General features: G+C 62.0%; 22 protein-coding genes. 7 read left to right on the top strand and 15 right to left on the bottom strand.

Annotated elements, in window-relative coordinates; translation table 11 throughout:
- Positions 1–27 precede the first annotated feature (27 nt).
- From ABLV54_RS00140 to ABLV54_RS00120, 5 genes are read left to right on the top strand one after another with little or no spacing between them, the layout of a single operon-like run.
- The gene (locus ABLV54_RS00140; protein WP_023289469.1) at positions 28–459 is read left to right on the top strand and encodes a MarR family transcriptional regulator; all 432 of its coding nucleotides are present in this window, start codon (positions 28–30) and stop codon (positions 457–459) included.
- Positions 459–2,111: an MFS transporter gene (locus ABLV54_RS00135; protein ID WP_032452666.1), complete on the top strand. Its 1,653-nt coding sequence runs from the start codon at positions 459–461 to the stop codon at positions 2,109–2,111. The genes ABLV54_RS00140 and ABLV54_RS00135 overlap by 1 nt, the downstream gene beginning before the upstream one ends.
- 28 nt (positions 2,112–2,139) lie before the next feature.
- Positions 2,140–3,225 carry an HlyD family secretion protein gene (locus tag ABLV54_RS00130; protein ID WP_050534156.1) on the top strand — a complete coding sequence of 362 codons (1,086 nt, stop codon included), beginning with the start codon at positions 2,140–2,142 and terminating at the stop codon, positions 3,223–3,225.
- Positions 3,222–4,601, top strand: coding sequence for an efflux transporter outer membrane subunit (locus ABLV54_RS00125; RefSeq protein ID WP_050534155.1), 1,380 nt, complete (start codon positions 3,222–3,224; stop codon positions 4,599–4,601). Before ABLV54_RS00130 ends, ABLV54_RS00125 begins: the two co-directional genes overlap by 4 nt.
- Positions 4,602–5,276 (top strand): O-methyltransferase, encoded by a 675-nt coding sequence (locus ABLV54_RS00120; RefSeq protein WP_156835225.1) that lies wholly within the window; start codon positions 4,602–4,604, stop codon positions 5,274–5,276.
- Between the two features lie 60 nt (positions 5,277–5,336).
- On the opposite strand, the gene hrpA is transcribed toward ABLV54_RS00120, so the two are convergent.
- A complete protein-coding gene (gene hrpA / locus ABLV54_RS00115) occupies positions 5,337–9,239 on the bottom strand; it encodes an ATP-dependent RNA helicase HrpA (protein ID WP_048334923.1) in 3,903 nt (1,300 codons plus the stop codon).
- A 203-nt stretch (positions 9,240–9,442) separates the two neighbouring features.
- Here hrpA and azoR point away from each other — a divergent pair, with 203 nt between their 5' ends.
- On the top strand, positions 9,443–10,048 hold the full coding sequence (azoR, locus tag ABLV54_RS00110; RefSeq protein WP_348813471.1) for an FMN-dependent NADH-azoreductase: 606 nt from the start codon (positions 9,443–9,445) through the stop codon (positions 10,046–10,048).
- A 36-nt stretch (positions 10,049–10,084) separates the two neighbouring features.
- On the opposite strand, the gene ABLV54_RS00105 is transcribed toward azoR, so the two are convergent.
- From ABLV54_RS00105 to paaA, 14 genes are all read right to left on the bottom strand, one after another.
- Positions 10,085–10,492 (bottom strand): GFA family protein, encoded by a 408-nt coding sequence (locus ABLV54_RS00105; RefSeq protein WP_023289463.1) that lies wholly within the window; start codon positions 10,490–10,492, stop codon positions 10,085–10,087.
- 11 nt (positions 10,493–10,503) lie between these two features.
- A complete protein-coding gene (gene paaY, locus ABLV54_RS00100; protein ID WP_023289462.1) occupies positions 10,504–11,100 on the bottom strand; it encodes a phenylacetic acid degradation protein PaaY in 597 nt (198 codons plus the stop codon).
- A 9-nt stretch (positions 11,101–11,109) separates the two neighbouring features.
- A complete protein-coding gene (gene paaX / locus ABLV54_RS00095; protein ID WP_072096693.1) occupies positions 11,110–12,036 on the bottom strand; it encodes a phenylacetic acid degradation operon negative regulatory protein PaaX in 927 nt (308 codons plus the stop codon).
- Between the two features lie 99 nt (positions 12,037–12,135).
- Positions 12,136–13,452 (bottom strand): phenylacetate--CoA ligase PaaK, encoded by a 1,317-nt coding sequence (gene paaK / locus ABLV54_RS00090; protein ID WP_048297408.1) that lies wholly within the window; start codon positions 13,450–13,452, stop codon positions 12,136–12,138.
- A 26-nt stretch (positions 13,453–13,478) separates the two neighbouring features.
- Positions 13,479–14,684: a 3-oxoadipyl-CoA thiolase gene (gene pcaF, locus ABLV54_RS00085; protein WP_050534153.1), complete on the bottom strand. Its 1,206-nt coding sequence runs from the start codon at positions 14,682–14,684 to the stop codon at positions 13,479–13,481.
- Positions 14,684–15,106: a hydroxyphenylacetyl-CoA thioesterase PaaI gene (gene paaI, locus ABLV54_RS00080; protein ID WP_023289458.1), complete on the bottom strand. Its 423-nt coding sequence runs from the start codon at positions 15,104–15,106 to the stop codon at positions 14,684–14,686. The genes pcaF and paaI overlap by 1 nt, the downstream gene beginning before the upstream one ends.
- On the bottom strand, positions 15,096–16,520 hold the full coding sequence (locus ABLV54_RS00075; protein WP_072096691.1) for a 3-hydroxyacyl-CoA dehydrogenase: 1,425 nt from the start codon (positions 16,518–16,520) through the stop codon (positions 15,096–15,098). Before ABLV54_RS00075 ends, paaI begins: the two co-directional genes overlap by 11 nt.
- Complete coding sequence (paaG, locus tag ABLV54_RS00070; RefSeq protein ID WP_348813466.1) at positions 16,521–17,309, bottom strand: 2-(1,2-epoxy-1,2-dihydrophenyl)acetyl-CoA isomerase PaaG; 789 nt, start codon at positions 17,307–17,309, stop codon at positions 16,521–16,523.
- A 2-nt stretch (positions 17,310–17,311) separates the two neighbouring features.
- Positions 17,312–18,079 carry a 2,3-dehydroadipyl-CoA hydratase PaaF gene (gene paaF / locus ABLV54_RS00065; RefSeq protein WP_050534151.1) on the bottom strand — a complete coding sequence of 256 codons (768 nt, stop codon included), beginning with the start codon at positions 18,077–18,079 and terminating at the stop codon, positions 17,312–17,314.
- Complete coding sequence (paaE, locus tag ABLV54_RS00060) at positions 18,076–19,146, bottom strand: 1,2-phenylacetyl-CoA epoxidase subunit PaaE (protein ID WP_023289454.1); 1,071 nt, start codon at positions 19,144–19,146, stop codon at positions 18,076–18,078. Before paaE ends, paaF begins: the two co-directional genes overlap by 4 nt.
- Positions 19,147–19,153: 7 nt before the next feature.
- The gene (paaD, locus tag ABLV54_RS00055; protein ID WP_023289453.1) at positions 19,154–19,651 is read right to left on the bottom strand and encodes a 1,2-phenylacetyl-CoA epoxidase subunit PaaD; all 498 of its coding nucleotides are present in this window, start codon (positions 19,649–19,651) and stop codon (positions 19,154–19,156) included.
- An 11-nt stretch (positions 19,652–19,662) separates the two neighbouring features.
- Positions 19,663–20,418 carry a 1,2-phenylacetyl-CoA epoxidase subunit PaaC gene (gene paaC / locus ABLV54_RS00050; RefSeq protein ID WP_050534150.1) on the bottom strand — a complete coding sequence of 252 codons (756 nt, stop codon included), beginning with the start codon at positions 20,416–20,418 and terminating at the stop codon, positions 19,663–19,665.
- Positions 20,419–20,425: 7 nt separating this feature from the next.
- On the bottom strand, positions 20,426–20,713 hold the full coding sequence (gene paaB / locus ABLV54_RS00045; RefSeq protein ID WP_023289451.1) for a 1,2-phenylacetyl-CoA epoxidase subunit PaaB: 288 nt from the start codon (positions 20,711–20,713) through the stop codon (positions 20,426–20,428).
- An 11-nt stretch (positions 20,714–20,724) separates the two neighbouring features.
- Positions 20,725–21,654, bottom strand: a complete 930-nt coding sequence (paaA, locus tag ABLV54_RS00040) for a 1,2-phenylacetyl-CoA epoxidase subunit PaaA (protein WP_050534149.1) — start codon at positions 21,652–21,654, stop codon at positions 20,725–20,727.
- Between the two features lie 286 nt (positions 21,655–21,940).
- Between paaA and paaZ the strand changes: the two genes are divergently transcribed.
- Positions 21,941–23,986 (top strand): phenylacetic acid degradation bifunctional protein PaaZ, encoded by a 2,046-nt coding sequence (paaZ, locus tag ABLV54_RS00035; protein ID WP_050534148.1) that lies wholly within the window; start codon positions 21,941–21,943, stop codon positions 23,984–23,986.
- The last annotated feature ends 294 nt before the right edge of the window (positions 23,987–24,280 follow it).

The following is a 24,280-nucleotide window of genomic DNA, read 5'->3' as shown; positions in this document are numbered from 1 at the left end:
AGCTCTAACGATTTTGGCAGACGACCTATGGACCATCGACAGCTTAACTTCTCCCATCTTTTATATCTGACCGCCCATCACTGGCGGCTGGCGGTTAATCGTCGGCTGAAAAACCTCGGTCTCAGCCAGGCCAGCTGGGTGGCGGTCGCCGCCATCGCCCGCCACCACCAGCCGCTGTCGCAAAGCGAACTGGCGCAGGAGCTGGGAGTGGAGAGCCCGACCATTGTGCCGCTGATCAACCGCCTGGTGGCCCTCGGCCTGGTGGAGCGCGTCACCACCGACCGCGATAAACGCAAGCGGCTGCTGGTGGTCACTGACCAGGGGCAGGCCCTCTTCGAGCAGGTCAAAACGGTGGCGGACGATCTGCGTGAAGAGATCCTGACGGCGATCACGCCGCAGGAGCGGGAACAAACTCAGCGGGTGCTGGAAAAGCTGTTGCGCGAAGTGGAGAAGAAATAATGCCCCGTCGCCAGAGTAACCCCTACGTCCCTCATGACTGGGCGCCGCATGAAAAACCGGCCCTGCTCGGCTCGCCATCGACGCCGCTGCACAGCCCGGCGAAGCGCCTGGCCTACGGGGTGGTCGGGCTGCTGGTGTGCCTCACCGGCGCGCTGGGCAACGCGGTGGTCACCGCCAATCTGCAGCTGCTGCAGGGCACCTTCGCCGCCTGGTCGACGGAGATCGCCTGGCTGCCGGCGGTGTATGTCATGACCAACGTCTCCATTAACCTGCTGCTGGTGAAATTTCGTCAGCAGTTCGGGCTGCGCGCCTTTACCGAAGGCTTTCTGGTGCTCTATGTGCTGGTCACCTTCTTCCACCTGTTCGTCAACGATCTCAGCTCGGCGATGATGGTCCGCGCCGCCCACGGCATGGTGGCCGCGGCGCTCAGCTCGCTGGGGATCTACTATCAGGTGCAGGCCTGGCCCGCCCGCCACCGCCTGAAAGGGCTGACTATCGGTATCACCGGCTCGTCGCTGGCCATTCCGCTGGCGCGCCTCTTTTCCACCGAGCTGCTGCAGATCGATGAATGGCGCGGGCTCTACTTCTTTGAGCTGGGGCTGGCGCTGGTGTCGCTGGCCTGCGTCATCGCCCTGAAGCTGCCGCCGAGCGATCGTAAAAAGGTGTTCGAGAAGAAGGATTTTATTACCTTCTTCCTGCTGGCCCCCGGCATGGCGCTGGTCTGCGCGGTGCTCTCGCTGGGGCGGCTCGAGTGGTGGTTCGAAGCGCCGTGGATCGGCTGGTCGCTGGCCGCGGCGGTGGTGCTGATCGTCGCCGCCATCGCCTTTGAGCATAACCGCAGCAATCCTCTGCTCAATACCAAATGGCTCTCCAGCGGCAGTATCCTGCGCCTCGGTCTGATTATGCTGCTGATCCGCATCGTGCTGGCGGAGCAGAATACCGGGGTGATCGGCTGGCTGCAGTACGTTGGCCTGCAAAACGAACAGATGACCAACCTCGCGTGGTCAATTTTCGCCGGCATTCTGTGCGGGATCATCGCCAGCTGCCTGACGCTTAACCCACAGAAGCTCTACTGGCCGACCGCCACCGCCCTGGCGCTGATCATGGTGGCCTCGCTGCTCGACAGCCAGTCCAACGCCCTCACCCGTCCGGAACAACTGATGTTCAGCCAGTTTTTGCTTGGCTTCGGCAGCGCCTTCTTTCTGGCGCCGGCGATGCTCGCCGGTATTGGCGGGGTGTTCGCCGATCCGCGCAACCTGGTCAGCTTCTCGGTGCTGTTCGGCATGAGCCAGAACATCGGCGGTCTGTTGGGGTCGGCGATACTCGGCACCTTCCAGACCTGGCGGGAGAAATTTCACTCCAGCCAGCTGGCGGACCAGATCACCACCCTGAACCCGCTGATCGTCGAGCGGCTGCAGCAGTACAGCCAGATGTACCAGAGCCAGATCGGCGACAGCACGCTGCTTAACGTCCAGGCCACCACCCTGCTGCAAAACGCCGCGACGCTGCAGGCCAATATTCTCGCCTGGAATGACACCTATCTGCTGACGGCGGCGATCTCCGCCGGGACGTTAGTGTGGGTTTTCTGGCGCTTAATTCGCTTACGACTGACCGCCCGTATCGCCTTAAAACGCGCCACCGGCAGCAAATAATTATCATCATTTCATCTCTGGAGTCGTTATGAGTCAGCAGGATGCGGCCAAACAACAGGCCAACACCCGGAACAACATTCGCGTGGTTTCCATTTTTACCGCCGCGGCGATAGGCCTCGTCGGCGTACTGGTGATCCTCTATGCCTGGCAACTGCCGCCGTTCACCCGCCATAGCCAGTTTACCGACAACGCCTACGTGCGCGGGCAGACCACCTTTATCAGTCCGCAGGTCAACGGCTACATCACTGCCGTCAACGTCAAGGATTTCGCCATCGTTCAGCCGGGCGAGGTGCTGTTCCAGATAGACGATCGCATCTATAAGCAGCGGGTGCACCAGGCCCAGGCCACCCTGGCGATGAAGGAGGCGGCGCTGCGCAACAACCTGCAGCAGCGCAAAAGCGCCGAGGCGACGATCGCCAAAAATGAAGCCGCGCTGCAGAACGCCCGCGCGCAGAATCTGAAAATCCAGGCTGATTTAAAACGGGTGCAGGAGCTGACCGCCGATGGATCGCTGTCGATCCGCGAGCGGGATTCCGCCCGCGCCAGCGCCGCCCAGGGGGCAGCGGATATTGAACAGGCGAAAGCGGCGCTGGAGATGTCGCGCCAGGACCGCGAATCGACCATCGTCAATCGCGATTCACTGGAGGCCGACGTGGCCAGCGCCAAAGCCGCCCTCGAGCTGGCGCAGATTGACCTGCAGAATACGCAGATCATCGCCCCCACCGGCGGCCAGCTGGGGCAGATTTCGGTGCGTCTTGGCGCTTACGTCAGCGCCGGAACCCATCTGACTTCGCTGGTGCCGCCGCAGCACTGGGTGATCGCCAACCTGAAAGAGACCCAGCTGGCCGATGTGCGTATCGGCCAGCCGCTTACCTTCACCGTTGACGCGCTCAACGGCGAGACCTTCCACGGCAAGGTGCAGAGTATCTCCCCGGCGACCGGGGTGGAGTTCAGCGCCATTTCGCCGGACAACGCCACCGGCAACTTCGTCAAGATCGCCCAGCGCATCCCGGTACGCATCACGGTTAACGAGGGGCAACGCAACAGCGAGCGCCTGCGCCCCGGCATGTCGGTGCAGGTGACCATTGATACCCGCGCGGAGAAGCAGCCATGATCCGCCCGGTCACCCTTGCCATCGTCCTGGCGCTGGTCGGCTGTCAGACCGCCGATGTGCAGCGCGCCCAGCCGACGCTCGCCATCCCTGCCGCCTGGCGGGCCGACGTTGGCCCTGCCAGCCCGGTGGAAGGCGTATGGTGGCGCAATTTTCATGACAGCGCGCTGAATCAGTATGTCGACCGGGCGCTGCGCTATAACAGCGATGTACTCATCGCCCGCGAGCGGGTGAATGAGTATCAGGCGCGGGCGTATGCCGCCGACAGCAGTCTTTTCCCCTCGCTGGATGCCAGCCTGACCGGCACCCGCGCCCGCGCGCAGTCCGCCGCCACCGGCCTGCCGATCCACAGTACGGTGTATAAAGGCGGCCTGACCGCCAGCTATGATGTCGATATCTGGGGCGCGAACCGCAGCGCGGCCAGCGCCGCCGGGGCCAGCCTCGAGGCGCAGAAAGCCGCTGCCGACGCGGCCAATTTGAGCGTCGCCGCCTCGGTGGCCGTGGGCTACGTGACGCTGCTGTCGCTGGATGAGCAACTGCGGGTCACGCAGCAGACGCTCCAGGCGCGGGAAGACGCCTGGCGCCTGGCCAAACGTCAGTATGAAACCGGGTATACCTCGCGCCTTGAGCTGATGCAGGCGGATTCGGAGCTGCGCTCCACGCGGGCGCAGATCCCGCCGCTGCAGCACCAGATTGCGCAGCAGGAAAACGCCCTCAGCGTGCTGCTGGGGGATAACCCCGGCGTGATAAAACGCGGCGAATTCGCCGGGCTCACCCCGCTGCGTCTGCCCTCGCAGCTGCCGTCCACCTTGCTCAACCGCCGCCCGGATATCGTACAGGCCCAGCGTCAGCTGGTCGCCGCCGATGCCACCCTGGCCTCGTCCCAGGCGCAGCTGCTGCCGTCTATCAACCTGACCGCCACCGGCAGCCTGCAGGACCGGACGCTGCCGGATCTGCTGGACAACCCGCTGCGACTCTGGAGCATTGGCGGTAGCATCCTGGCGCCGCTGCTTAACCGCCAGGCGTTAAATGCCCAGGTGGATGTCTCGATGGCCCAGCGCAACCAGGCGCTGTACAGCTATGAGAAAACGGTGCGCGGCGCGTTTAAAGAGGTCAATGACAGCCTGGACGCCATTAGCCGCTACGGCGAACAGCTGACCGAACTGCAGGGGCAGGAGGCGGTGGCGGAAGAAACATTGCGCATTGCGCAGAACCGCTACCGTAACGGCTACTCTTCGTATCTGGATGTGCTTGATGCCCAGCGAACGCTGTTCTCCACCCAGCTTAGCGTGGTACAGGTGAAGAATAACCTGCTGCTGGCGCAGATCGATCTATACCGGGCGCTGGGTGGCGGCTGGTCTGACTCATCAGGGAGCTAAATGGGGAAGCGTCATATGCAACAACAGTGGTCTGCAGTAGACAATTATTTGATTGAGGCCTTAATTCCCAGCGATCCTATGCTCGATCGGGTACTGGAAAACAACCATCGTGCCGGGCTCCCGGCACACGATGTCGCCGCCAATCAGGGTCAGTTTCTCGCCCTGCTGGTACGGCTTACCCAGGCTAAGCGGATCCTGGAGATCGGCACCCTCGGCGGCTATAGCACCATCTGGATGGCGCGCGAGCTTCCTGCCGACGGCCAACTCCTCACCCTGGAGGCCGACGCGCATCATGCCCGCGTGGCGCGGGAGAATCTGCAGCTGGCGGGTGTTAACCAGCGGGTCACGCTGCGGGAGGGGCCCGCGCTACAGTCCCTGGAGGCGCTTGGCGAATGTCCCGCTTTCGACCTGATCTTCATCGATGCCGATAAGCCGAATAACCCCCATTATCTGCGCTGGGCGCTGCGTTATTCCCGCCCGGGAACCTTAATTATTGGCGATAACGTGGTACGCGACGGCGAAGTGGTCAACCCACAGAGCGCCGACGAGCGCGTTCAGGGCGTGCGTCAGTTCATTGAGATGATGGGCGCCGAGCCACGGTTGACGGCAACGGCGCTGCAAACCGTGGGCACGAAAGGCTGGGACGGCTTTACCCTGGCGTGGGTCAACGCTTAAGCGTGGACGCCTGGCCCGTCGCCCCGGTAAGCGCAGCGCCACCGGGGACAACCGGCCAGGTTACGGCGTAATCTGCTCCATCGCCTGTAGCACGCGTTTGTCCGAGATAGGGTACGGGGTCCCCAGCTGCTGGGCGAAGAAGCTCACCCGCAGCTCCTCGATCATCCAGCGGATCTCCCGGACATCGTCGTCTTCACGGCGGTTCGGCGGCAGCTTATTCAGCCACTGCTGCCACGCCTGCTGCACGCTCTCGATTTTCAGCATCTGCGCGCGGTCGCGGTGCGGATCGATAGCCATCTTCTCCAGACGCTTTTCAATCGCCTGCAGATAGCGCAGCGTATCGCCAAGACGACGGAAGCCATTGCCGGTGACAAAGCCGCGGTAAACCAGCCCCGCCATCTGCGCTTTGATGTCCGACAGCCCCAGCGCCATGGTCATATCCACCCGGCCTTTCAGCCGTTTGTTGATATTGAACACCGCGGTGAGGATCTGCTCGACCTGTTTGGCGATCTCCACGACCGTCTCGTTGAGCTCGGCGCGAACTTTATCATGCAGCTGGCTAAAGCCCTCTTCCGTCCACACCGGCCCGCCCGCCTCGTCGATAAGCTTATCAACGCCGCAGGAGATGCAGTCGTCAATCAGATCCAGCACTTTGCCGTACGGATTAAAATAGAGCCCGAGCTTGGCTTTGTTCGGCAGCTTCTCGTGCAGATACTTAATCGGCGACGGAATGTTAAGCAGCAGCAGGCGACGCAGACCGCGCCACATGGCCTGCTGCTGTTCCTGTGGATTATCAAACAGCTTGATGGCCACGCTGTCGCGCTCGTCCACCAGCGCCGGCCAGGCTTTCACCTTATAGTTGCCGCGCTTCTGTTCGTAACTCTCCGCCAGGGTGCCAAAGCTCCAGATATGCAGCCCGCTCTGCTCGATGCCGTCATCAGCGACCGCCGACAGCGTCTCCTGAACTTTGCCCTTCAGCGCCTCTTTCAGCGCCTGCAGCGAGCGCCCTTCCTGCAGCTTCTTGTTTTTATCGTCCACCACCCGGAAAGTGATTTTCAGGTGATCGGGCACCTGATCCCACTGCCAGGCTTCGCGGTCGATGGTCACGCCGGTCATCCGCCGCAGTTCGCGCTCGAGGGAGTCGAGCAGCGGCAGCTCCAGCGGCGTCGCCCGGCCAAGAAACGCTTCCGCATAGTTGGGCGCCGGGACGAAATTGCGCCGCACCGGCTTCGGCAGCGATTTTATCAGGGCGATAATCAGCTCCCGGCGCAGACCCGGGATCTGCCATTCAAACCCGGCCTCCTCCACCTGATTAAGCAGCGGCAGCGGAATATGCACCGTCACGCCGTCGGCGTCGGCGCCCGGCTCGAACTGATAGGTCAGACGCAGCTTCAGATTGCCCTGGTGCCAGAAGTTCGGATAGTCCAGTTTGCTGACCTGCTCCGCCCCTTCCTTAATCAGCATGCTCTTCTCAAAGTTGAGCAGATCCGGGGTGTCGCGGCTGGCCTGCTTCCACCAGGCGTCAAAATGCCGGGCGGAGATGACGTCGTGGCTGATACGCTGGTCGTAGAATTCGAACAGGGTCTCGTCATCCACCAGAATGTCGCGGCGGCGCGACTTATGCTCCAGCTCTTCGATTTCCGCCCGCAGCTTCAGGTTCTCCCGGAAGAAGGCGTGGCGCGTTTGCCAGTCACCCTCCACCAGCGCGTGGCGGATAAACAGCTCGCGGCACAGCGCCGGATCGATCTGGCTGTAGTTGACCTTACGTGCGCCAACGATCGGCAGGCCATAGACGGTGACCTTTTCCGTCGCCATCACCGCGCCCTGCGCCCGCTCCCAGTGCGGCTCACTGTATGAGCGTTTGATCAGGTGCTGCGCGACCGGCTCCACCCACTCCGGCTCAATGCGGGCGGCAATGCGGCCCCACAGCCGGCTGGTTTCCACCAGTTCCGCCACCATCGTCCACTTCGGCGGCTTTTTAAACAGACCGGACCCCGGGAAGATGGAGAAGCGGGCGTTACGCGCGCCGGTAAACTCCTGTTTATCGGCATCCTTCATGCCGATGTGCGACAGCAGACCGGTCAGCAGCGCAGTATGGATCTCGCGGTATTCCGCCGGTTCGCTGTTGATCGGCAGACCAAGCTCTTTCACCACCTGACGCAGCTGGGTGTAGATATCCTGCCACTCGCGCACGCGCAGATAGTTCAGAAAATCGACCCGGCACTGGCGGCGGAACTGATTCGACGACAGCGCCTTCTGCTGCTCGCCGAGGTAGTTCCACAGATTGACGAAGGCGAGGAAATCGGACTCTTTATCGTGGAAGCGGCGGTGCTTCTCGTCAGAGGCCTGCTGCTTATCCATCGGCCGCTCGCGCGGGTCCTGAATCGACAGCGCGGAGGTGATGATCATCGCTTCCCGCACGCAGCCGTGCTTCTGTGCCTCCAGCACCATCCGCGCCAGACGCGGGTCCACCGGCAACTGGCTGAGCTGGCGGCCCATCGGCGTCAGCTTATAGGCGGTGGCCTGTTCATCGGTGGTGATAGCGCCCAGCTCTTCCAGCAGGCGCACGCCGTCCTGGATATTGCGCTTATCCGGCGCTTCGACAAACGGGAAGGCGGCGATATCGCCTAAGCCCAGGGCGGTCATCTGCAGGATGACCGACGCCAGGTTGGTGCGCAGAATTTCCGGGTCGGTAAATTCCGGGCGCGACAGGAAATCGTCTTCGGAATAAAGACGAATACAGATCCCTTCCGAGACGCGGCCGCAGCGGCCTTTACGCTGGTTGGCGGAGGCCTGGGAAACCGGCTCGATCGGCAGGCGCTGCACCTTGGTGCGGTAGCTGTAACGGCTGATACGCGCGGTACCGGGATCGATAACGTATTTAATGCCCGGCACGGTCAGCGAGGTTTCCGCCACGTTGGTCGCCAGCACGATGCGTCGTCCGCTGTGCGGCTGGAAGACGCGGTTCTGCTCGCTATTGGACAAACGAGCGTACAGCGGCAGCACTTCGGTATGGCGCAGATCCAGCTTATTCAGCGCATCGGCGGTATCGCGAATCTCCCGCTCGCCGCTCATAAAGATCAGAATATCCCCTGGCCCTTCGCGCCCCAGCTCGTCGACGGCATCAAAGATCGCCTGCAGCTGATCGCGCTCGGTATCATCCGCCTCTTCCACTATCGGCCGGTAGCGCACTTCCACCGGGTAAGTCCGCCCGGAGACTTCGATAATCGGCGCATTATTGAAATGCTTTGAGAAACGTTCCGGGTCGATAGTCGCCGAGGTGATGATGATTTTCAGGTCAGGACGGCGCGGCAGCAGCTCTTTCAGATAGCCGAGCAGGAAGTCGATGTTCAGGCTGCGCTCGTGCGCTTCATCGATAATGATGGTGTCATACTGCATCAGCAGGCGATCCTGCTGGATCTCCGCCAGCAGAATACCGTCGGTCATCAGCTTGACCATGGTGTTGTCGCTGACGTGATCGCTAAAGCGGACCTTATAGCCGATACAACCGCCCGGCTCCGTTTGCAGCTCCTCGGCGATACGGTTGGCGACGGTTCGCGCGGCCAGACGACGCGGCTGGGTATGGCCGATCAGCCCTTTCAGCCCGCGGCCCAGCTCCATGCAGATTTTTGGCAGCTGGGTGGTTTTACCCGAACCGGTCTCCCCGGCGACAATCACCACCTGGTGATCGCGTACCGCCTCGAGAATTTCTTGTTTTTTCTGGCTAACCGGCAGGTTTTCCGGATAGGTGATGGCCGGTCGCGCCGCTTCGCGCAGCAGGACTTTACCGGCTGCCTGGCTTATCTCCTGCGCCATCTCCTGGAGGATGGCCTGTTGCGATTCAGGATTTTTAACCTTCTTCACGCCGTGCAGACGGCGGGCAAAGCGCGTTTTGTCGCGCAGCATCAGGCCGTCGAGCTGTTGATAAAGCTGGGGGAAGGTGATTTTTTGTTGTTCTGTCATAGCGTTATCGGGCAGAGCTCTGCCGGGAAAATCTCTTTTGAAGTATTGCCTTAGAGTACCACATCTGTGTCATCCGTGCCTTGTTCAAAAAATCTGAACATAGGATTCGATATATTGCGCTATCTCTGTGGCGCGATTGTGAATACAGTGTCATCAAGCACCAGGGCACTGACCCGTCAATCACATTAAAAAAGGAAACACCCATGAGCAAAGTATTAGTTCTGAAATCCAGTATTCTGGCAGGGTACTCACAATCTGGTCAGCTTTCCGACTATTTTGTTGAACAATGGCAGGAAAAACACCCGGGCGACGAGATCACCGTGCGTGACCTGGCCGCTAATCCGATCCCGGTTCTGGATGGTGAACTGGTTGGCGCCCTGCGTCCGAGCGACGCGCCGCTGACGCCGCGTCAGCAGGAAGCGCTGGCCCTTTCCGACGAGCTGATCGCCGAACTGAAAGGCAATGATGTGATTGTTATCGCTGCGCCGATGTACAACTTCAACATTCCGACGCAGTTGAAAAACTATTTTGACCTGGTGGCTCGCGCCGGCGTGACCTTCCGCTACACCGAGAAAGGGCCGGAAGGTCTGGTGACCGGTAAACGCGCGGTCGTCGTGACCAGCCGCGGCGGTATCCATAAAGATACCCCGACCGACCTGGTCACCCCGTACCTGTCCACCTTCCTCGGCTTTATCGGCATCACCGACGTGAACTTCGTGTTCGCCGAAGGTATCGCTTACGGCCCGGAAGTCGCGGCCAAAGCGCAGTCTGACGCGAAAGCGGCCATCGACAGCGTGGTTGCAGACTAATATTTCACTCCTCTCGCTTCCTGCGGGAGGAGTGTTTTACTTTTTCTCGTAGCGCAAATAGCCCACCACGCCTCCGCCGCCATCGTTTGGATGATTCACCCCGTCGTTGACCTCCACGCAGGAAAAATCGAAAGGCGAAACGCCGTCAATGCAGGCCACATTCACCCCATACTCCTGTGGGTTTGAACGCCGTTGATGAAAGGTGTAGATCCCGCATACCGAGCAGAAAAAGTGCACGGCTTCACCTGTATTAAAGCGATACTCGGTGAGCTTATCCCTTCCGCGTACCACCTCTATGCCTGAACGCGGCGAAGAGACCGCGACCGCCCCGCGCATTCGACAATATGAGCAGTTACAGCGCCGAGCGGTATTGAAGCCGTCGCTGAGTTCAACGGTAAACGCCACCGCACCGCAGTGACAGTGAGCGGATAATTTCTCTGCCATATATTTCTCCCTCAGGTTGAGGATTTTGGCCGCAGGTTTTCATCAAACTCCAGCCGCTTACGCCCCTCTTCCACTTCCCGTAATGGCTCAACCTGATGCAGCGTCTGCTTACAGCGTTCCACCAGCACCTGGTATTCACGGGTGCCATGCTTTTTCCACGCCAGCTCCTGTTCGCTCAGGACGCGAATCGCTTTTGCCGGGCTGCCGATGATCAGATGGTTGGCGGGCATCTCAGCGTTGGCTTTGACAAAGGCCGAGGCGCCGACAATGCTGTTTTCGCCGATGGTCGCCCCGTCGATAATCACCGCGCTCATGCCCACCAGCGCGTTGCGGCCAATCACGCAGCCGTGCAGAATAGCGCCGTGGCCGATATGTCCGTCCTCTTCCACCACCGTATCCTGGCCGGGGAAGCCGTGCATCACGCAGTTGTCCTGAATATTGGCCCCGTCTTTGACCACGATGCGGCCAAAATCGCCGCGCAGGCTGGCGTTGGGCCCAACATAGACCCCTTTGCCGAGGATCACGTCGCCAATCAACACCGCGGTCGGGTGGACGTAACTCTCCTCCGGCACCACCGGGGTCAGTCCATCAATCTGATAAATCGGCATGCAACCTCCTTATGCGCCCGGCAAACTGCCAAAGCGCTGATAATAGAGCGGGCCAGGCGCGGGAAGCTCGCCGACCGAGCTTTCACCTTTCTCGCTGACGAACGCCAGCGCGCCGGGACTCACCCGTTGGTAAATATTGATACACAGCTGGCGGGCGGTTTGCCCCGCCCAGTGCGCCGGCAGCAGCTCTTCCGGCAGCAGCGGATCTTTGAGCACCACCCGGCGATAGAAATGAATCAGCAGGAGCTGGATCTGAAAGCTGCGTTCCGGCGTTAACTCCGCGGGGTCGCAATCGCGCAGAAGCGGCAGTAACGGCCGGAATAACGAGATAAAGGCCTCATACATCTCGTTTTGTTCGGTGAGATGCCAGCACTCCTCCACCCGGCTGCGCAGCGCCGCCCGGGAGAGCGCCAGCGGCGAGTGGGCTTCAAAACAGATGACGTTTTCGGCAACCCCCGCTTCATGGAGCAGCGACTGGACATCCGCCAGCTTTTGCGACGGCGAGGCTAACAGACTCGGCGCCAGCGCGCCAAACCCCTGCCACAGCAGCTGCTTTTTGACGTCGGCCAGCACATTTTTCTCCAGGCCTTCCGAAAGCAGCAACAGCCAGGTGCCGTCCCATTCCGGAGCGTTCGCGCGATAAATTTTATGTTCCGCGCGTCGGGTCAGGCGCAGCCCTTTGTCGCTCAGACGATAGAAGCTGCGGCGGCCGATACGGACGACATCGAGCCACTCCTCTTTATTGAGGCGAAACAGCGCGGTGCGGACGAAACGCTCGCCGAAGCCTAATCCTTCCAGCAGCGCCGCGACGCTGCCCAGCCACACTTCCCCACCGCGTTGTAATAAGGCGTCGCCATACAGCGAGGCGATTAATGACGTGCCGCTGATCGGCGTCGCCGTCACCGCTTGTTGAATAAAGGCGTCGAGTTTACTCATCTGATTCATTCTGTTGTTATATTTTTCCTTTATGAATCATAGCACAGGAAATTCCCGGCCTACGGCGTAAAGGCCTCAGCCGGGTTATCTGGGAGAGAATTAACCGCTGACCACCGCTTTACGCAGGTCGAATACGCGACAGGCTTTGCCTTCAGAGCGCGGAATGCTGCCGCAGTTGACGATGGTGATATCGGTGGAGATCCCGACCATCGACTTAATGCGGTGGCGCAGCTGGTGACAAATCTGGCAGCGCTGCTCGTGACTCAGCGCCAGCCCGCTCTCTTTCAGCTCCACGCGCACCGCCAGCGAATCGAGATGGCCACGGCGATTCACCTCCAGCTGGTAGTGAGGCGCCAGGTGTTCAAACTTAAGGATCTCTTCTTCCAGCTGCGACGGGAAGACGTTAACCCCGCGGATGATCAGCATATCGTCGCTGCGTCCGCTGATGCGGTCCATACGGCGCATGGTGCGCGCAGTGCCCGGCAGCAGGCGCGTCAGATCGCGGGTACGGTAGCGGATCACCGGCAGCGCCTCTTTGGTCAGCGTGGTGAACAGCAGTTCGCCGTGTTCGCCATCGGCCAGCGGCGTGCCGTCGTCCGGGTTAACGATTTCCGGGAAGAAGTGGTCTTCCCAGATGGTCGGGCCGTCAACGGTTTCCAGACACTCCATCGCCACCCCCGGGCCCATCACCTCTGACAGACCGTAAATATCCAGGGCGGTGATCCCCAGCCGGCGCTCGATCTCCGCGCGCATCGCCAGGGTCCACGGCTCGGCGCCAAAGACGCCGACGCGTAATGAACAGCCGCGGGCATCGCCGGCCATCTGGCGCTCCAGCTCTTCAATCAGATTCAGACAGTATGAGGGCGTCACCATGATCATATCCGGCTGGAAATCGCGGATCAGCTGCGCCTGTTTTTCGGTCTGTCCGCCGGACATCGGGATCACCGTCGCGCCTAAGCGTTCCGCGCCGTAGTGCGCGCCAAGGCCGCCGGTAAACAGGCCGTAGCCGTAGGCGACGTGAATTTTATCTTTCGCCGTGCCGCCGGCGGCGCGCAGCGAACGGGCGACGATATTGGCCCAGTGATCAATATCGTTTTGCGTATAACCCACCACCGTCGGTTTGCCGGTGGTGCCGGATGAGGCATGAATACGCACCACCTGCTCCATCGGCACCGCGAAGGTATCGAAGGGATAGTTGTCGCGCAGATCCTGTTTGGTGGTGCACGGGAATTTGGTCAGGTCGCTCAGTTCGCGGAAGTCGTCAGGGTGCACGCCTGCGGCGTCGAATTTACGACGATACATTGGCACATTGTTATACGCATGATTCAGCGTCCACTTCAGACGCTGGGTTTGCAGGGCCTGCAGCTCATCACGCGAGGCGGTTTCAATCGGGTCTAATTTTGTAGTAGTTATCATTGTAGGGTACTCGCAGGTAAATTAGCTCACACTCGCTCGAGGATCATGGCGATGTCCTGACCCACGCCAATACACATCGTACACAACGCATAGCGCCCGCCGCGGCGCTGCAGCTCAAGGCTGGCGCTCAGCGCCAGACGCGCGCCGCTCATGCCCAGCGGATGGCCTAAAGCGATGGCGCCGCCGTTGGGATTCACATGCGCCGCATCGTCCGGCACGCCGAGCTGTCTGAGCACCCCCAGCGCCTGGGCGGCGAAGGCCTCATTCAGCTCAATCAGATCCATATCGTTAATATTGAGCCCCGCCCGCTCCAGCACTTTACGCACCGCCGGTACCGGCCCCAGCCCCATCAGGCGCGGCTCGACGCCCGCCGTCGCCATCGCCACGATCCGCGCCCGCGGCGTGAGCCCCTGGCTAGCGGCCTGCTGTTCGCTGGCGATGATCAGCGCCGCGGCGCCGTCGTTGACGCCGGAAGCATTGCCCGCGGTAATGACGCCGCCTTGACGGAACGGCGCTTTCAGTTGCGCCAGCTGCTCAAGCGTGGTTTCCGGTCGCGGATGCTCGTCCTCGCGCACGTCGCTAAGCGCCCCTTTCCGGCCGACAACCTGCACCGGCACGATCTCCTGCGCCAGAATGCCGTCGCGCTGGGCCTGCGCCGTGCGCTGCTGGCTGCGCCAGGCGAAAGCATCCTGATCGGCGCGGCTGATATTTAACAATTCGGCTACATTCTCGGCGGTTTCCGGCATGCTGTCAGTTCCGAAGTGTTGCGCCATGAGCGGGTTCACAAAACGCCAGCCAATGGTGGTGTCGAACAGCTCCGCCTGACGCTGATACGGCGCGCTGGCCTTCCCCATCACAAACGGCGCGCGCGACATCGACTCCACGCCGCCGGCGATCAGCAGATCGGCATCGCCGGCTTTGATCGCCCGGGCGGCAAAACCGACGGCGTCCAGCCCGGAGCCGCACAGGCGGTTGAGGGTGGTACCCGGCACGGTGTGCGGGTAGCCGGCCAGCAGCGTCGCCATATGCGCCACATTACGGTTATCTTCGCCCGCCTGATTCGCGCAGCCGTAAATCACATCATCGATCGCGGTCGGGTCAAGCCGGGGGTTGCGGCTCAGCAGCGCACGCAGCGGGATCGCCGCCAGGTCGTCGGCACGCACGCTGGCCAGCGCGCCGCCGTAGCGGCCAATCGGCGTGCGGATCCCGTCACAAATAAAGGCCTCGCGCATTACACTTCTCCTGTGATTGTGCCGCCGATGCGGTGCGATTTGCCGCGAAAGAGGGCCACAATTTTTTGCTGTTGATTAACAATTTCAATGTCGTAGACCCCGGTCAGCTTGCCCTGCTGTTTGACTCTGGCGGTGGCGACCAGCCGGTCGCCGGCAAACGCCGGGCGGAGAAAATCAATGCTGGCCGCCGAAGCCACCGCCGCCAGCCCCTGGCTGTTACAGGCGTAGGCGAAAGCGGTATCGGCAAGGGTAAATAGCTGACCGCCGTGGCAGGTTTGATGGCCGTTAAGCATGTCCGGCGAGACGGTCATGGTCATCTGCGCAAAACCGTCGTCCATTTCGATGAGTTCGATCCCCATCGTTCTGGCGCAGGTATCTTTTTCGTACATCGCGCGCGCGTTGCGCCAGGCGTCATTGCTCATGGTGCTTCTCCATCAGCGCCTTCTGGCGCAACAGGGAGCCGGGGCGATAGCGCTCCTCGCCATAATGGTGGTGCAGGTTCTCCAGCAGACGCAGCACGCGGCGCCAGCCGAGGCTGTCCCCCCACGCCAGCGGGCCCTGCGGGTAATTGACGCCCAGACGCATGGCGGTATCGATATCCTGTGCGCTGGCCACTCCTTTCTGTAGTGCATCCAGCGCTTCGTTAATCAGCATCGCCACCGTGCGCCACACCAGCAGGCCGGGATAATCGGCGATACGCAGCACGTTCTTGCCCTGCTGCTGGAAGTAGTGCACCGCTTTGTCCGTCGCCGCCGGCGCGTTGGTCGCCGCTGCGGCCAGCACCACCGTATCGCTGGCGCACAGGTCATACACCACCACCGGACGGCGATGCTTAACGCTCAGCGCCAGGGCAGTCTCGCCTTCGGTCTCCAGCAACAGCAGCTCGTCCAGCTCGGTGACACTGTCACTTATAGTGATGACGGATTGGGCGCCATGGGCAACCGGCGGCAGCGTCACCGCCGTCCTGACTTCCGCAGGCCAGCGATAGACGCCATGGCCGTTCTTTTTGCCCAGCCGCCCGGCCAGCGCCAGCTCTTGCTGGAGTAGCGATGGCAGGTAACGGCGGTCCTGCCAGAAAGCGTTAAATACCGAGCAGGTCACGGCGAAGTTGACGTCCTGGCCAATCAGGTCCGTCAGCGCCAGGGGCCCCATCGGGAAACCGCCGCCGTCACGCAAAGCGGCATCGATAACCTCCGGGGCGGCCACCTGCTCCTCCAGCGCCCGCCAGGCTTCGGCGTAGAAGGGACGCGCCACGCGGTTAACGATAAAGCCGGGCGTCGAGCGGCAGCGCACCGGCCGTTTCCCCCAGCCGCTCACGCACTGGCACAGCTGCTCCACCACTTCCGCAGACGTCGCCAGGCCGCTGACGACCTCCACCAGCTTCATGACCGGCGCCGGATTAAAGAAGTGCAGCCCGGCGACGCGTTCGGGATGCTTTACCCCGGCGGCGATGGCGGTAATCGAAATCGACGAGGTGTTGCTGGTGAGCAACGTTGACGGCGCGCAGATCGTCGCCAGCTGCGCGAACAGCGCCGTTTTTACCTCCAGGTGTTCAGAGGCCGCTTCGATCACTAAATCTGCGTCGGCCAGCGCGGCTAAATCGTGGGCCGGATGCAGGCGTGCCAGCAGCGCGTCGGCCTGCTCTGACGCCAGTTTGCCGCGCTCGACCCGTGAGGCGAGCCGCCTGGCAATACCCTCTATCGCCCGGGCGATGGCCTGATGATCGATGTCGTAAATCAGCACCGGATGCCCGGCGGCAGCCGCCACTTCGGCGATGCCGGCCCCCATGGTGCCGCTGCCGATCACCGCCACGCTGGCTATGGATGTCGTCATCATCTATTTCCCGCTGAACTGTGGTGGCCGTTTGGCCAGAAATGCGCTGACCCCTTCGCGGTAATCATCGCTGCGCCCGGCGAGGCGTTGATAATCGCGCTCCAGGTCCAGCTGCGCGTCGAGACCGTTGGTTTCCGCCGCCAGCAGCGCCTTTTTAATCAACCCAAGACCCAACGTCGGCTGAGCCGCCAGATGGCGTGCCAGCTGCAGACTGGTGTCCGCCAGTTCGGCATCATCCACCAGCTGCCAGATCATCCCCCACTGCGCGGCCTGTTCCGCGCTGAGGCTATCGCCCAGCAGCGCCAGCCCCATGGCGCGCGCGCGGCCGGCCACCCGCGGCAGGAACCAGCTGCCGCCGCAGTCCGGCACCAGCCCGAGCTTGCTGAAGGCCATCACAAACTTGGCCGAACGCGCGGCCAGCACGATATCGCAGCCCAGCGCCAGGGTGGCCCCTGCGCCAGCGGCTACGCCGTTGACCGCGCAAATCACCGGTTTCGGCAGCGCCGCCAGACGACGCACTAACGGGTTGTAAAAGCGTTCCACCGACAGGCCGAGATCCGGCGGCGGGCCGCTGGGGTCGACGTTGCGGTCGTTCAAATCCTGGCCGGCGCAAAAGCCGCGGCCGGCGCCGGTGATCAGCAGGCAACGCACGCCGTCGTCGCGCTCGGCCTGCTTCAGGCATTCCACCAGCTGTTGATGCATCAGGTCGTTAAAACTGTTGAGGCGGTCCGGGCGATTGAGGGTAATGGTCATGACGCCCTGTTCCACTGCGCTGAGAATGAAAGCTTCCACGATTAGCGTCCTTTAAAGTCCGGGGTACGTTTTTGTAAGAAGGCGTCGATGCCTTCGCGGCGGTCTTCGGTGGCGCTCAGCAGGGTGAACAGCTGGCGCTCCTGCTGGAGACCGGCCTGCAGGCTCACCTCCTGCGACAGGCGCAGCGACTGTTTCGCCGCCCGGAGCGCCAGCGGCGCGTGGCGGGCGATGGTGGTCGCCAGTTGCAGGGCATATTCATCGGTTAACGCCGCCGGATGGATATCGCTCACCAGCCCGGCCTGCTGCGCCTGACGGGCGTCAATACTCTCGCCGCTCAGCACCATCCGGCTGGCCAGCGACTTGCCAACGCTGCGGATCAGCCGCTGGGTGCCGCCAGCGCCCGGCATGATGCCGAGGGTAATTTCCGGCAGGCCAAAGCGGGCGTTGTCCCCGGCGACAATCAGGTCGCACAGCAGGGCCAGCTCGCAGCCCGCGCCGAGGGCGTAACCGTTGACCGAGGCGATCAGCGGTTTGGGGAAGGCATCGATACGCGCCCACAGCCGCGGGCGGATATCATCCAGGGTCGCCGGGAGATCTTTCTCCGCCATCTCGTTCAGGTCGGCTCCGGCGGCAAAGAAGCGCGGATTGCCGCTGATGACGCAGACGCTGACGTTGTCATCAGCGGCCGCGGCCTCCAGCGCCTCGGCAATCCGGGTTAATAAGGCATTGTTCAGCGCGTTGCGGGCCTGCGGACGGTTGAGCGTCAGCTGCAGCACCCGGCCATGGCGGTGGATCATCAGCTCGCTCATGCCATCCCCCGCGCGTCAAAGTCGACCACCACGTCGCCGCTGGTGGGCAGCGCCTGGCAGCTCAGCACGTAACCCGCCGCCAGCTCATCCGCTTCGAGGCTATAGTTGGCGGCCATCGCCACTTCGCCGCGCAGCACTTTGCATTTACAGGTGGCGCACACCCCGCCCTTGCAGGCAAACGGCAGGTCTGCCCCCTGGCGCAATGCGGCATCCAGAATGCTGTCGTCTTCGGCGCTGAGGGCGATCAGCCGATCGCGCCCGTCCTGGCGGATGGTTACCGTGCGCCCTTCCGCCTGCACCCCGGCGGCGCGCTTAACGCTGCCGCCCGGCGTATTGAAGCGTTCGAGATGAATGGCGTGCTCCGGCACGCCGAGCTCGCGCAGGGTCGTTTCCGCCTCATCCATCATCGTCGCCGGGCCGCAGATAAAGGCCTCGTCGAAACGGCTGAAATCCAGCAGATGGTCCGCGAGCTGGCGCAGTTTGTCGCCATCGATGCGCCCCTGCAGCAGATCGCTGTCCATCGACTCCTGGCTGAACAGATGCACCACCTGCAGGCGCTGCGGATAGCGGTCTTTTAAATCGGCCAGCGCCTGGCGGAACATCATGCTGTGGCTGCTGCGGTTGCCGTAGATCAGCGTGAAGCGGCTGTGCGGCTCGGTGGCCAGGGTGGCGCTAACGATCGCCATCATCGGCGTGATCCCGGAGCCGGCGGCGATCGCCAGATAGTCGCCCTGCCGTTCAGCCTGCGGCTGATAGCCGAAATGCCCCTGCGGCACCATTACCTCCAGCTCCATCCCCTGCTGGATAGCGTGCTGGGCGAAGCGCGAGAAGCGCCCGCCGTCGATGGCTTTGACCGCGACGCTGATCTCTCCCGGCGTAGGGCTGCGGCAGATGGAGTAACAGCGGCGCAGCTCTTCACCGCCCAGTCGGGCTTTCAGCGTCAGATGCTGGCCCGGACGAAAGCAGTACTCCGCCTGCAGGGCTTGCGGAATCGCAAACGTAATGGTCACCGCATCGCGGGTTTCCGGCTCGACTCTCGCGACCTTAAGCGCATGGAACGTCGTCATGGCAACCTCAAATACATTTAAAGTAATCAAAGGGTTCCCGGCAGCTGTCGCAGCGATAGAGCGCTTTGCAGGCCGTGGAACCGAATTCGCTAATCAGCGAGGTGCGGGTGCTGCCGCAGCGCGGACAGCTCACCTCGGCGGGCATTTCCGCGTGGCAGGCGTGCCCCTGCGGCGGGCTGATGCCGTACTGGCGCAGGCGCTCGCGGGCCTCCTGGCTCATCCAGTCGGTGGTCCACGGCGGGTCCAGCTGCAGGACGATGTGGACCGGCAGATAACCATGCTCGCTCATCACCGCGCGGATCTCGCTCAGCAGATGCTCCGTCGCCGGGCACCCTGAATAAGTCGGGGTAAAGCCAATCACCCAGCCGTCGCCGTGGCGCGCGACGCTGCGCACCATGCCGAGATCGGTGATGGTGAGTACCGGCACTTCCGGATCCGGGATCGCGCTTAACACTCCCCAGATGGCGCGCACCTCGGCGGGAGCGATGTCATCTAAACGTTGCATCGTCCCCTCCCTTACCACTGCAGGCCGGGATGGGAACGCTGCAGATATTGCATCTCCGCCAGCAGCGGGCCGAGATGTTCGCTGTGCAGCCCCTGTTTGCCGCCGCTGCGAAAGGCCGCTTCCTGCGGGACCGATAAGCCTGAGTCAAGCAGCGCGGTATGTACGGTGCTTTGCCATTCGGCCTGAAGCTCGCGCGGATCAACCGCAATGCCCTGCCCGGCCAGGCTGAGCTCCAGGTCATCGGCAAGGAACAGTTCGCCGGTAAAGCGCCACAGATTGTCGACCGCCTGCTGCATTTTGCGATTTGAAACCTCGGTGCCGTGACCAAGACGCTCCAGCCAGCCGCGGCTGAAGCGCTGGTGGTAGCGCACCTCTTTCAGCCCTTTGGCGGCAATGGCCGCCAGCTGCGCGTCGCGGCTGTTCACCAGCCGGCTGTACAGGGCGACGTGCCAGACGTCGATAAAGAACTGGCGGGCGATGGTGTCGGCAAAATTGCCGTTCGGCTGCTCCACCAGCAGCAGGTTGCTGAACTGGCGCTCATCGCGGCCAAAGGCCAGGGTATCTTCATCGCCGCAGCCGTTAAGCTCGGCGGCATAGCTCAAAAAGTTGCGCGCCTGGCCAAGCAGATCGAGGCCGATATTGGCCAATGCGAGATCGATCTCCAGCTCCGGGGCATGGCCGCACCAGGCGCCTAAGCGCTGGGCCAGCACCAGGCCGTTGTCGCCAAGACGCAGAGCGTAGGTGGCTACAGGATTGGGGTTATTCATCGTCGCCTCACATGTGTTCCATGCCGTCCGGCACGGTATAGAAGGTCGGATGACGGTAGACTTTGCTTTCCGCCGGGTCGAAGAATTCGCCGCGCGCTTCCGGCTGCGAGGCGACGATTTCGCTGGCCTTCACCACCCAAATGGAGCAGCCTTCGCTGCGGCGGGTGTAGGCGTCGCGGGCGTTCTCCAGCGCCATTTGATCGTCAGCGGCATGCAGGCTGCCGACGTGACGATGGGAAAGCCCCTGTTTGCTGCGAACGAACACTTCATATAACGGCCAGTAAACTTTGCTCATGTTGTCTCTCCTTATGCCGCGCTGCGGGCCTGCTGTTTTTGCGCATGGGCCAGCGCGGCTTCGCGTACCCACTCGCCCTCTTCCCAGGCCTTACGCTTGGCGGCCAGCCGCTCGTGGTTGCACACGCCACGGCCGCTAATCACCTCGTTAAACTCCTGCCAGTCGATCTCGCCGAAGCGGTAGTGGCCGCTGGCTTCATCAAAGTGCAACTCCGGGTCCGGGACGGTCATGCCGAGGATCGCCACCTGCGGCACGGTGTTGTCGACGAAGCGTTGACGCAGTTCGTCGTTGGAGTGCAGTTTGATTTTCCACGCCATGCTGCGGGCGCTGTTCGGCGAGTTGTCGTCGTTGGGGCCAAACATCATCAGCGCCGGCCACCAGAAGCGGTTAATGGCGTCCTGCAGCATCTGCCGCTGGGCGTCATTACCCTGCGCCAGCGCCATGCAGGCTTCAAATCCCTGGCGCTGGTGAAAGCTCTCTTCTTTGCAGATTTTGACCATCGCCCGGGCATAGGGGCCGTAGGACGTCCGGCACAGCGCCACCTGGTTGACGATGGCCGCGCCATCGACCAGCCAGCCGATCACGCCGATATCGGCCCAGCTCAGCGTCGGGTAGTTAAAAATGGAGGAGTATTTCATCTGCCCGTCGAGCATCTTCTGATACAGATCTTCCCGCGCGCAGCCGAGGGTTTCCGCGGCGCTATAGAGATACAGCCCGTGGCCGGCCTCATCCTGCACTTTAGCCAGCAGGATCGCTTTGCGGCGCAGAGTGGGCGCCCGGGTGATCCAGTTGCCTTCCGGCAGCATGCCGACGATTTCCGAGTGCGCATGCTGACCAATCTGACGGATCAGGGTTTTACGATAGGCATCCGGCATCCAGTCCTGCGGTTCGATGGCCGTTTCCTGCGCGATGCGCTGGTCAAAGCGTTGTTCTTCTGTCACGTCATCACCTTTATGATTCCGATATTCACACAACAATCGTTTATGTGAATCACTTTGTTTATTGAAGGTTACATTTTGGTTAAAGAAAACCACAAATTTTGTTTGCTCTTTTTGTGATAGCCTCCGCAAAACCTTTTGTAAACCTCAATAAATACAGTTAATTAGGCCGAAAATATAACGTCATCGCGATCACAATGTTAATAATTTATTAAATACGCGCTTGCATTTTATGATTCATAAAAGAACTATTTATAGACATTCCACGTAACATATTTGGAGATTCGCGATGCAGCAGTTAGCCAGCTACTTATCCGGCGCCTGGCAGACCGGCCGGGGCCGCGCCCGTACTATCCATCACGCCATCACCGGCGCGGCGCTGTGGGAGGTGACCAGCGAAGGCCTGGATATGGCGCAGGCGCGCCGCTTCGCAATTGAGCGCGGCGGTCAGGCTCTGCAAGCCATGACCTTTATTGAACGCAGCGCGATGTTAAAAGCGGTAGCGAAACATCTGCTGGAGCAGAAAGACCAGTTCTACGCGATTTCCGCGCAAACCGGCGCCACCCGCGCCGACAGCTGGGTGGATATCGAAGGCGGCATCGGCACCCTTTTCACCTATGCCGGGCTCGGTAGTCGCGAACTGCCGGACGATATCCTGTGGCCGGAAGACGAGCTGATCCCGCTCTCTAAACAGGGCGGTTTTGCCGCGCGTCACGTGCTGACCTCAAAATCAGGCGTCGCTGTGCATATCAACGCCTTCAACTTCCCCTGCTGGGGAATGCTGGAAAAACTGGCCCCCACCTGGCTGGCCGGCATGCCGGCGATCGTTAAACCGGCCACCGCCACCGCCCAGCTCACCCAGGCCATGGTGAAGGCGATTGTCGACAGCGGCCTGGTGCCGGAAGGCGCCATCAGCCTGATTTGCGGCGGCGCGGGCGATCTTCTCGACCATCTCGACAGCCAGGACGTGGTGACCTTTACCGGCTCAGCCGCCACCGGCCAGCAGCTGCGGTCGCACCCCAACCTGGTGGCCAAATCGATTCCCTTTACCATGGAAGCGGATTCGCTCAACTGCTGTGTGTTAGGCGAAGACGTCACGCCGGAGCAGCCGGAGTTCGCGCTGTTTATCCGGGAAGTGGTCCGCGAGATGACGGCAAAAGCCGGGCAAAAATGTACCGCTATCCGCCGCATCATCGTCCCGCTGGCGCAGATCAATGCGGTTAGCGATGCGCTGATCGCCCGCCTGCATAAAGTGACCGTCGGCGACCCGGCGCAGGAAGGGATTAAGATGGGGGCGCTGGTTAATCACGAGCAGCGTCAGGACGTTCAGGAGAGCGTCAATAAACTGATTGCCGCCGGCTGCGAAGCGCTGCTTGGCGGACAGGCGGACCTCAGCGCGGCCGGGGCCTTTTTCCCGCCGACGCTGCTCTACTGCGCGCAGCCGGATGAAACCCCGGCGGTTCACGCCATTGAAGCCTTTGGTCCGGTGGCGACCCTGATGCCCTACCAGGATCGCCAGCATGCCCTGGCGCTGGCTCGTGCCGGCGGCGGCAGCCTGGCGGGCACCCTGGTCACCGCCAGCGGCGAACTGGCGCGCGAGTTTATCCTCGGCGCCGCCCGCGCCCATGGCCGTATTCAGATACTGAACGAGGCGTCCTCGGTCGAGTCAACCGGCCACGGTTCGCCGCTGCCGCAGCTGGTGCACGGCGGCCCCGGCCGCGCCGGCGGCGGCGAAGAGCTCGGCGGACTGCGTTCGGTGAAACACTATATGCAGCGCACCGCCGTCCAGGGCAGCCCGACGATGCTGGCGACCATTGGCCAGCAGTGGGTGCGCGGCGCCCAGGTGAGCGAAGACCGCATTCACCCGTTCCGCAAATATTTCGAAGAGATCCAGCCCGGCGACAGTTTGCTGACCCCGAGGCGGACCCTGACCGAAGCGGATATCGTTAACTTCGCCTGTCTGAGCGGCGACCATTTCTACGCCCACATGGACAAAATCGCCGCCGCCGACTCGATTTTCGGCGAGCGCGTGGTCCACGGTTATTTCCTGATCTCCGCGGCGGCCGGTCTGTTCGTCGATGCCGGCGTCGGGCCGGTTATCGCCAACTACGGCATGGAAAACCTGCGCTTTATTGAACCGGTCAAGCCGGGAGACACCATCCAGGTGCGTCTGACCTGTAAGCGGAAAACCGTTAAACGTCAGCGTAGCGCCGAGGAGAAAGCTACCGGCGTGGTGGAATGGGCGGTGGAGATTTTCAACCAGCACCAGCAGGCGGTGGCGCTGTATTCCATTCTGACCCTGGTGGCGCGCCAGCAGGGGGATTTCCCGGCGTAATGGCGGAAAATTGACCGCTGGCGCTCTGTTGGCCGTTTCTTGAGCCATTGAGACTGCAAGCGGTTTGCAACGGTTTCGCCGCGGGAAGTCCTTTATGTTATCTGCGGCTTCAGCGTAGTTTGCGCGGGCCTACTGGCAGTCAGACCCGGACAGGTAGGCCGGGTAAGGCGCAGCCGCCACCCGGCACAAAACCGGCTCCGTGCCCGCTGTCCTTGCCCGGCGGCGCTGCGCTTGCGCGGGCCTACTGGCAGTCAGACCCGGACAGGTAGGCCGGGTAAGGCGCAGCCGCCACCC

The sequence above is a fragment of the Klebsiella sp. JB_Kp042 genome, from assembly GCF_040065275.1.
GTDB lineage: Bacteria > Pseudomonadota > Gammaproteobacteria > Enterobacterales > Enterobacteriaceae > Klebsiella > Klebsiella quasipneumoniae.
The sequence above is the reverse complement of the archived record's forward strand: the minus strand, read 5'-3'. Positions and strand labels throughout refer to the sequence as shown.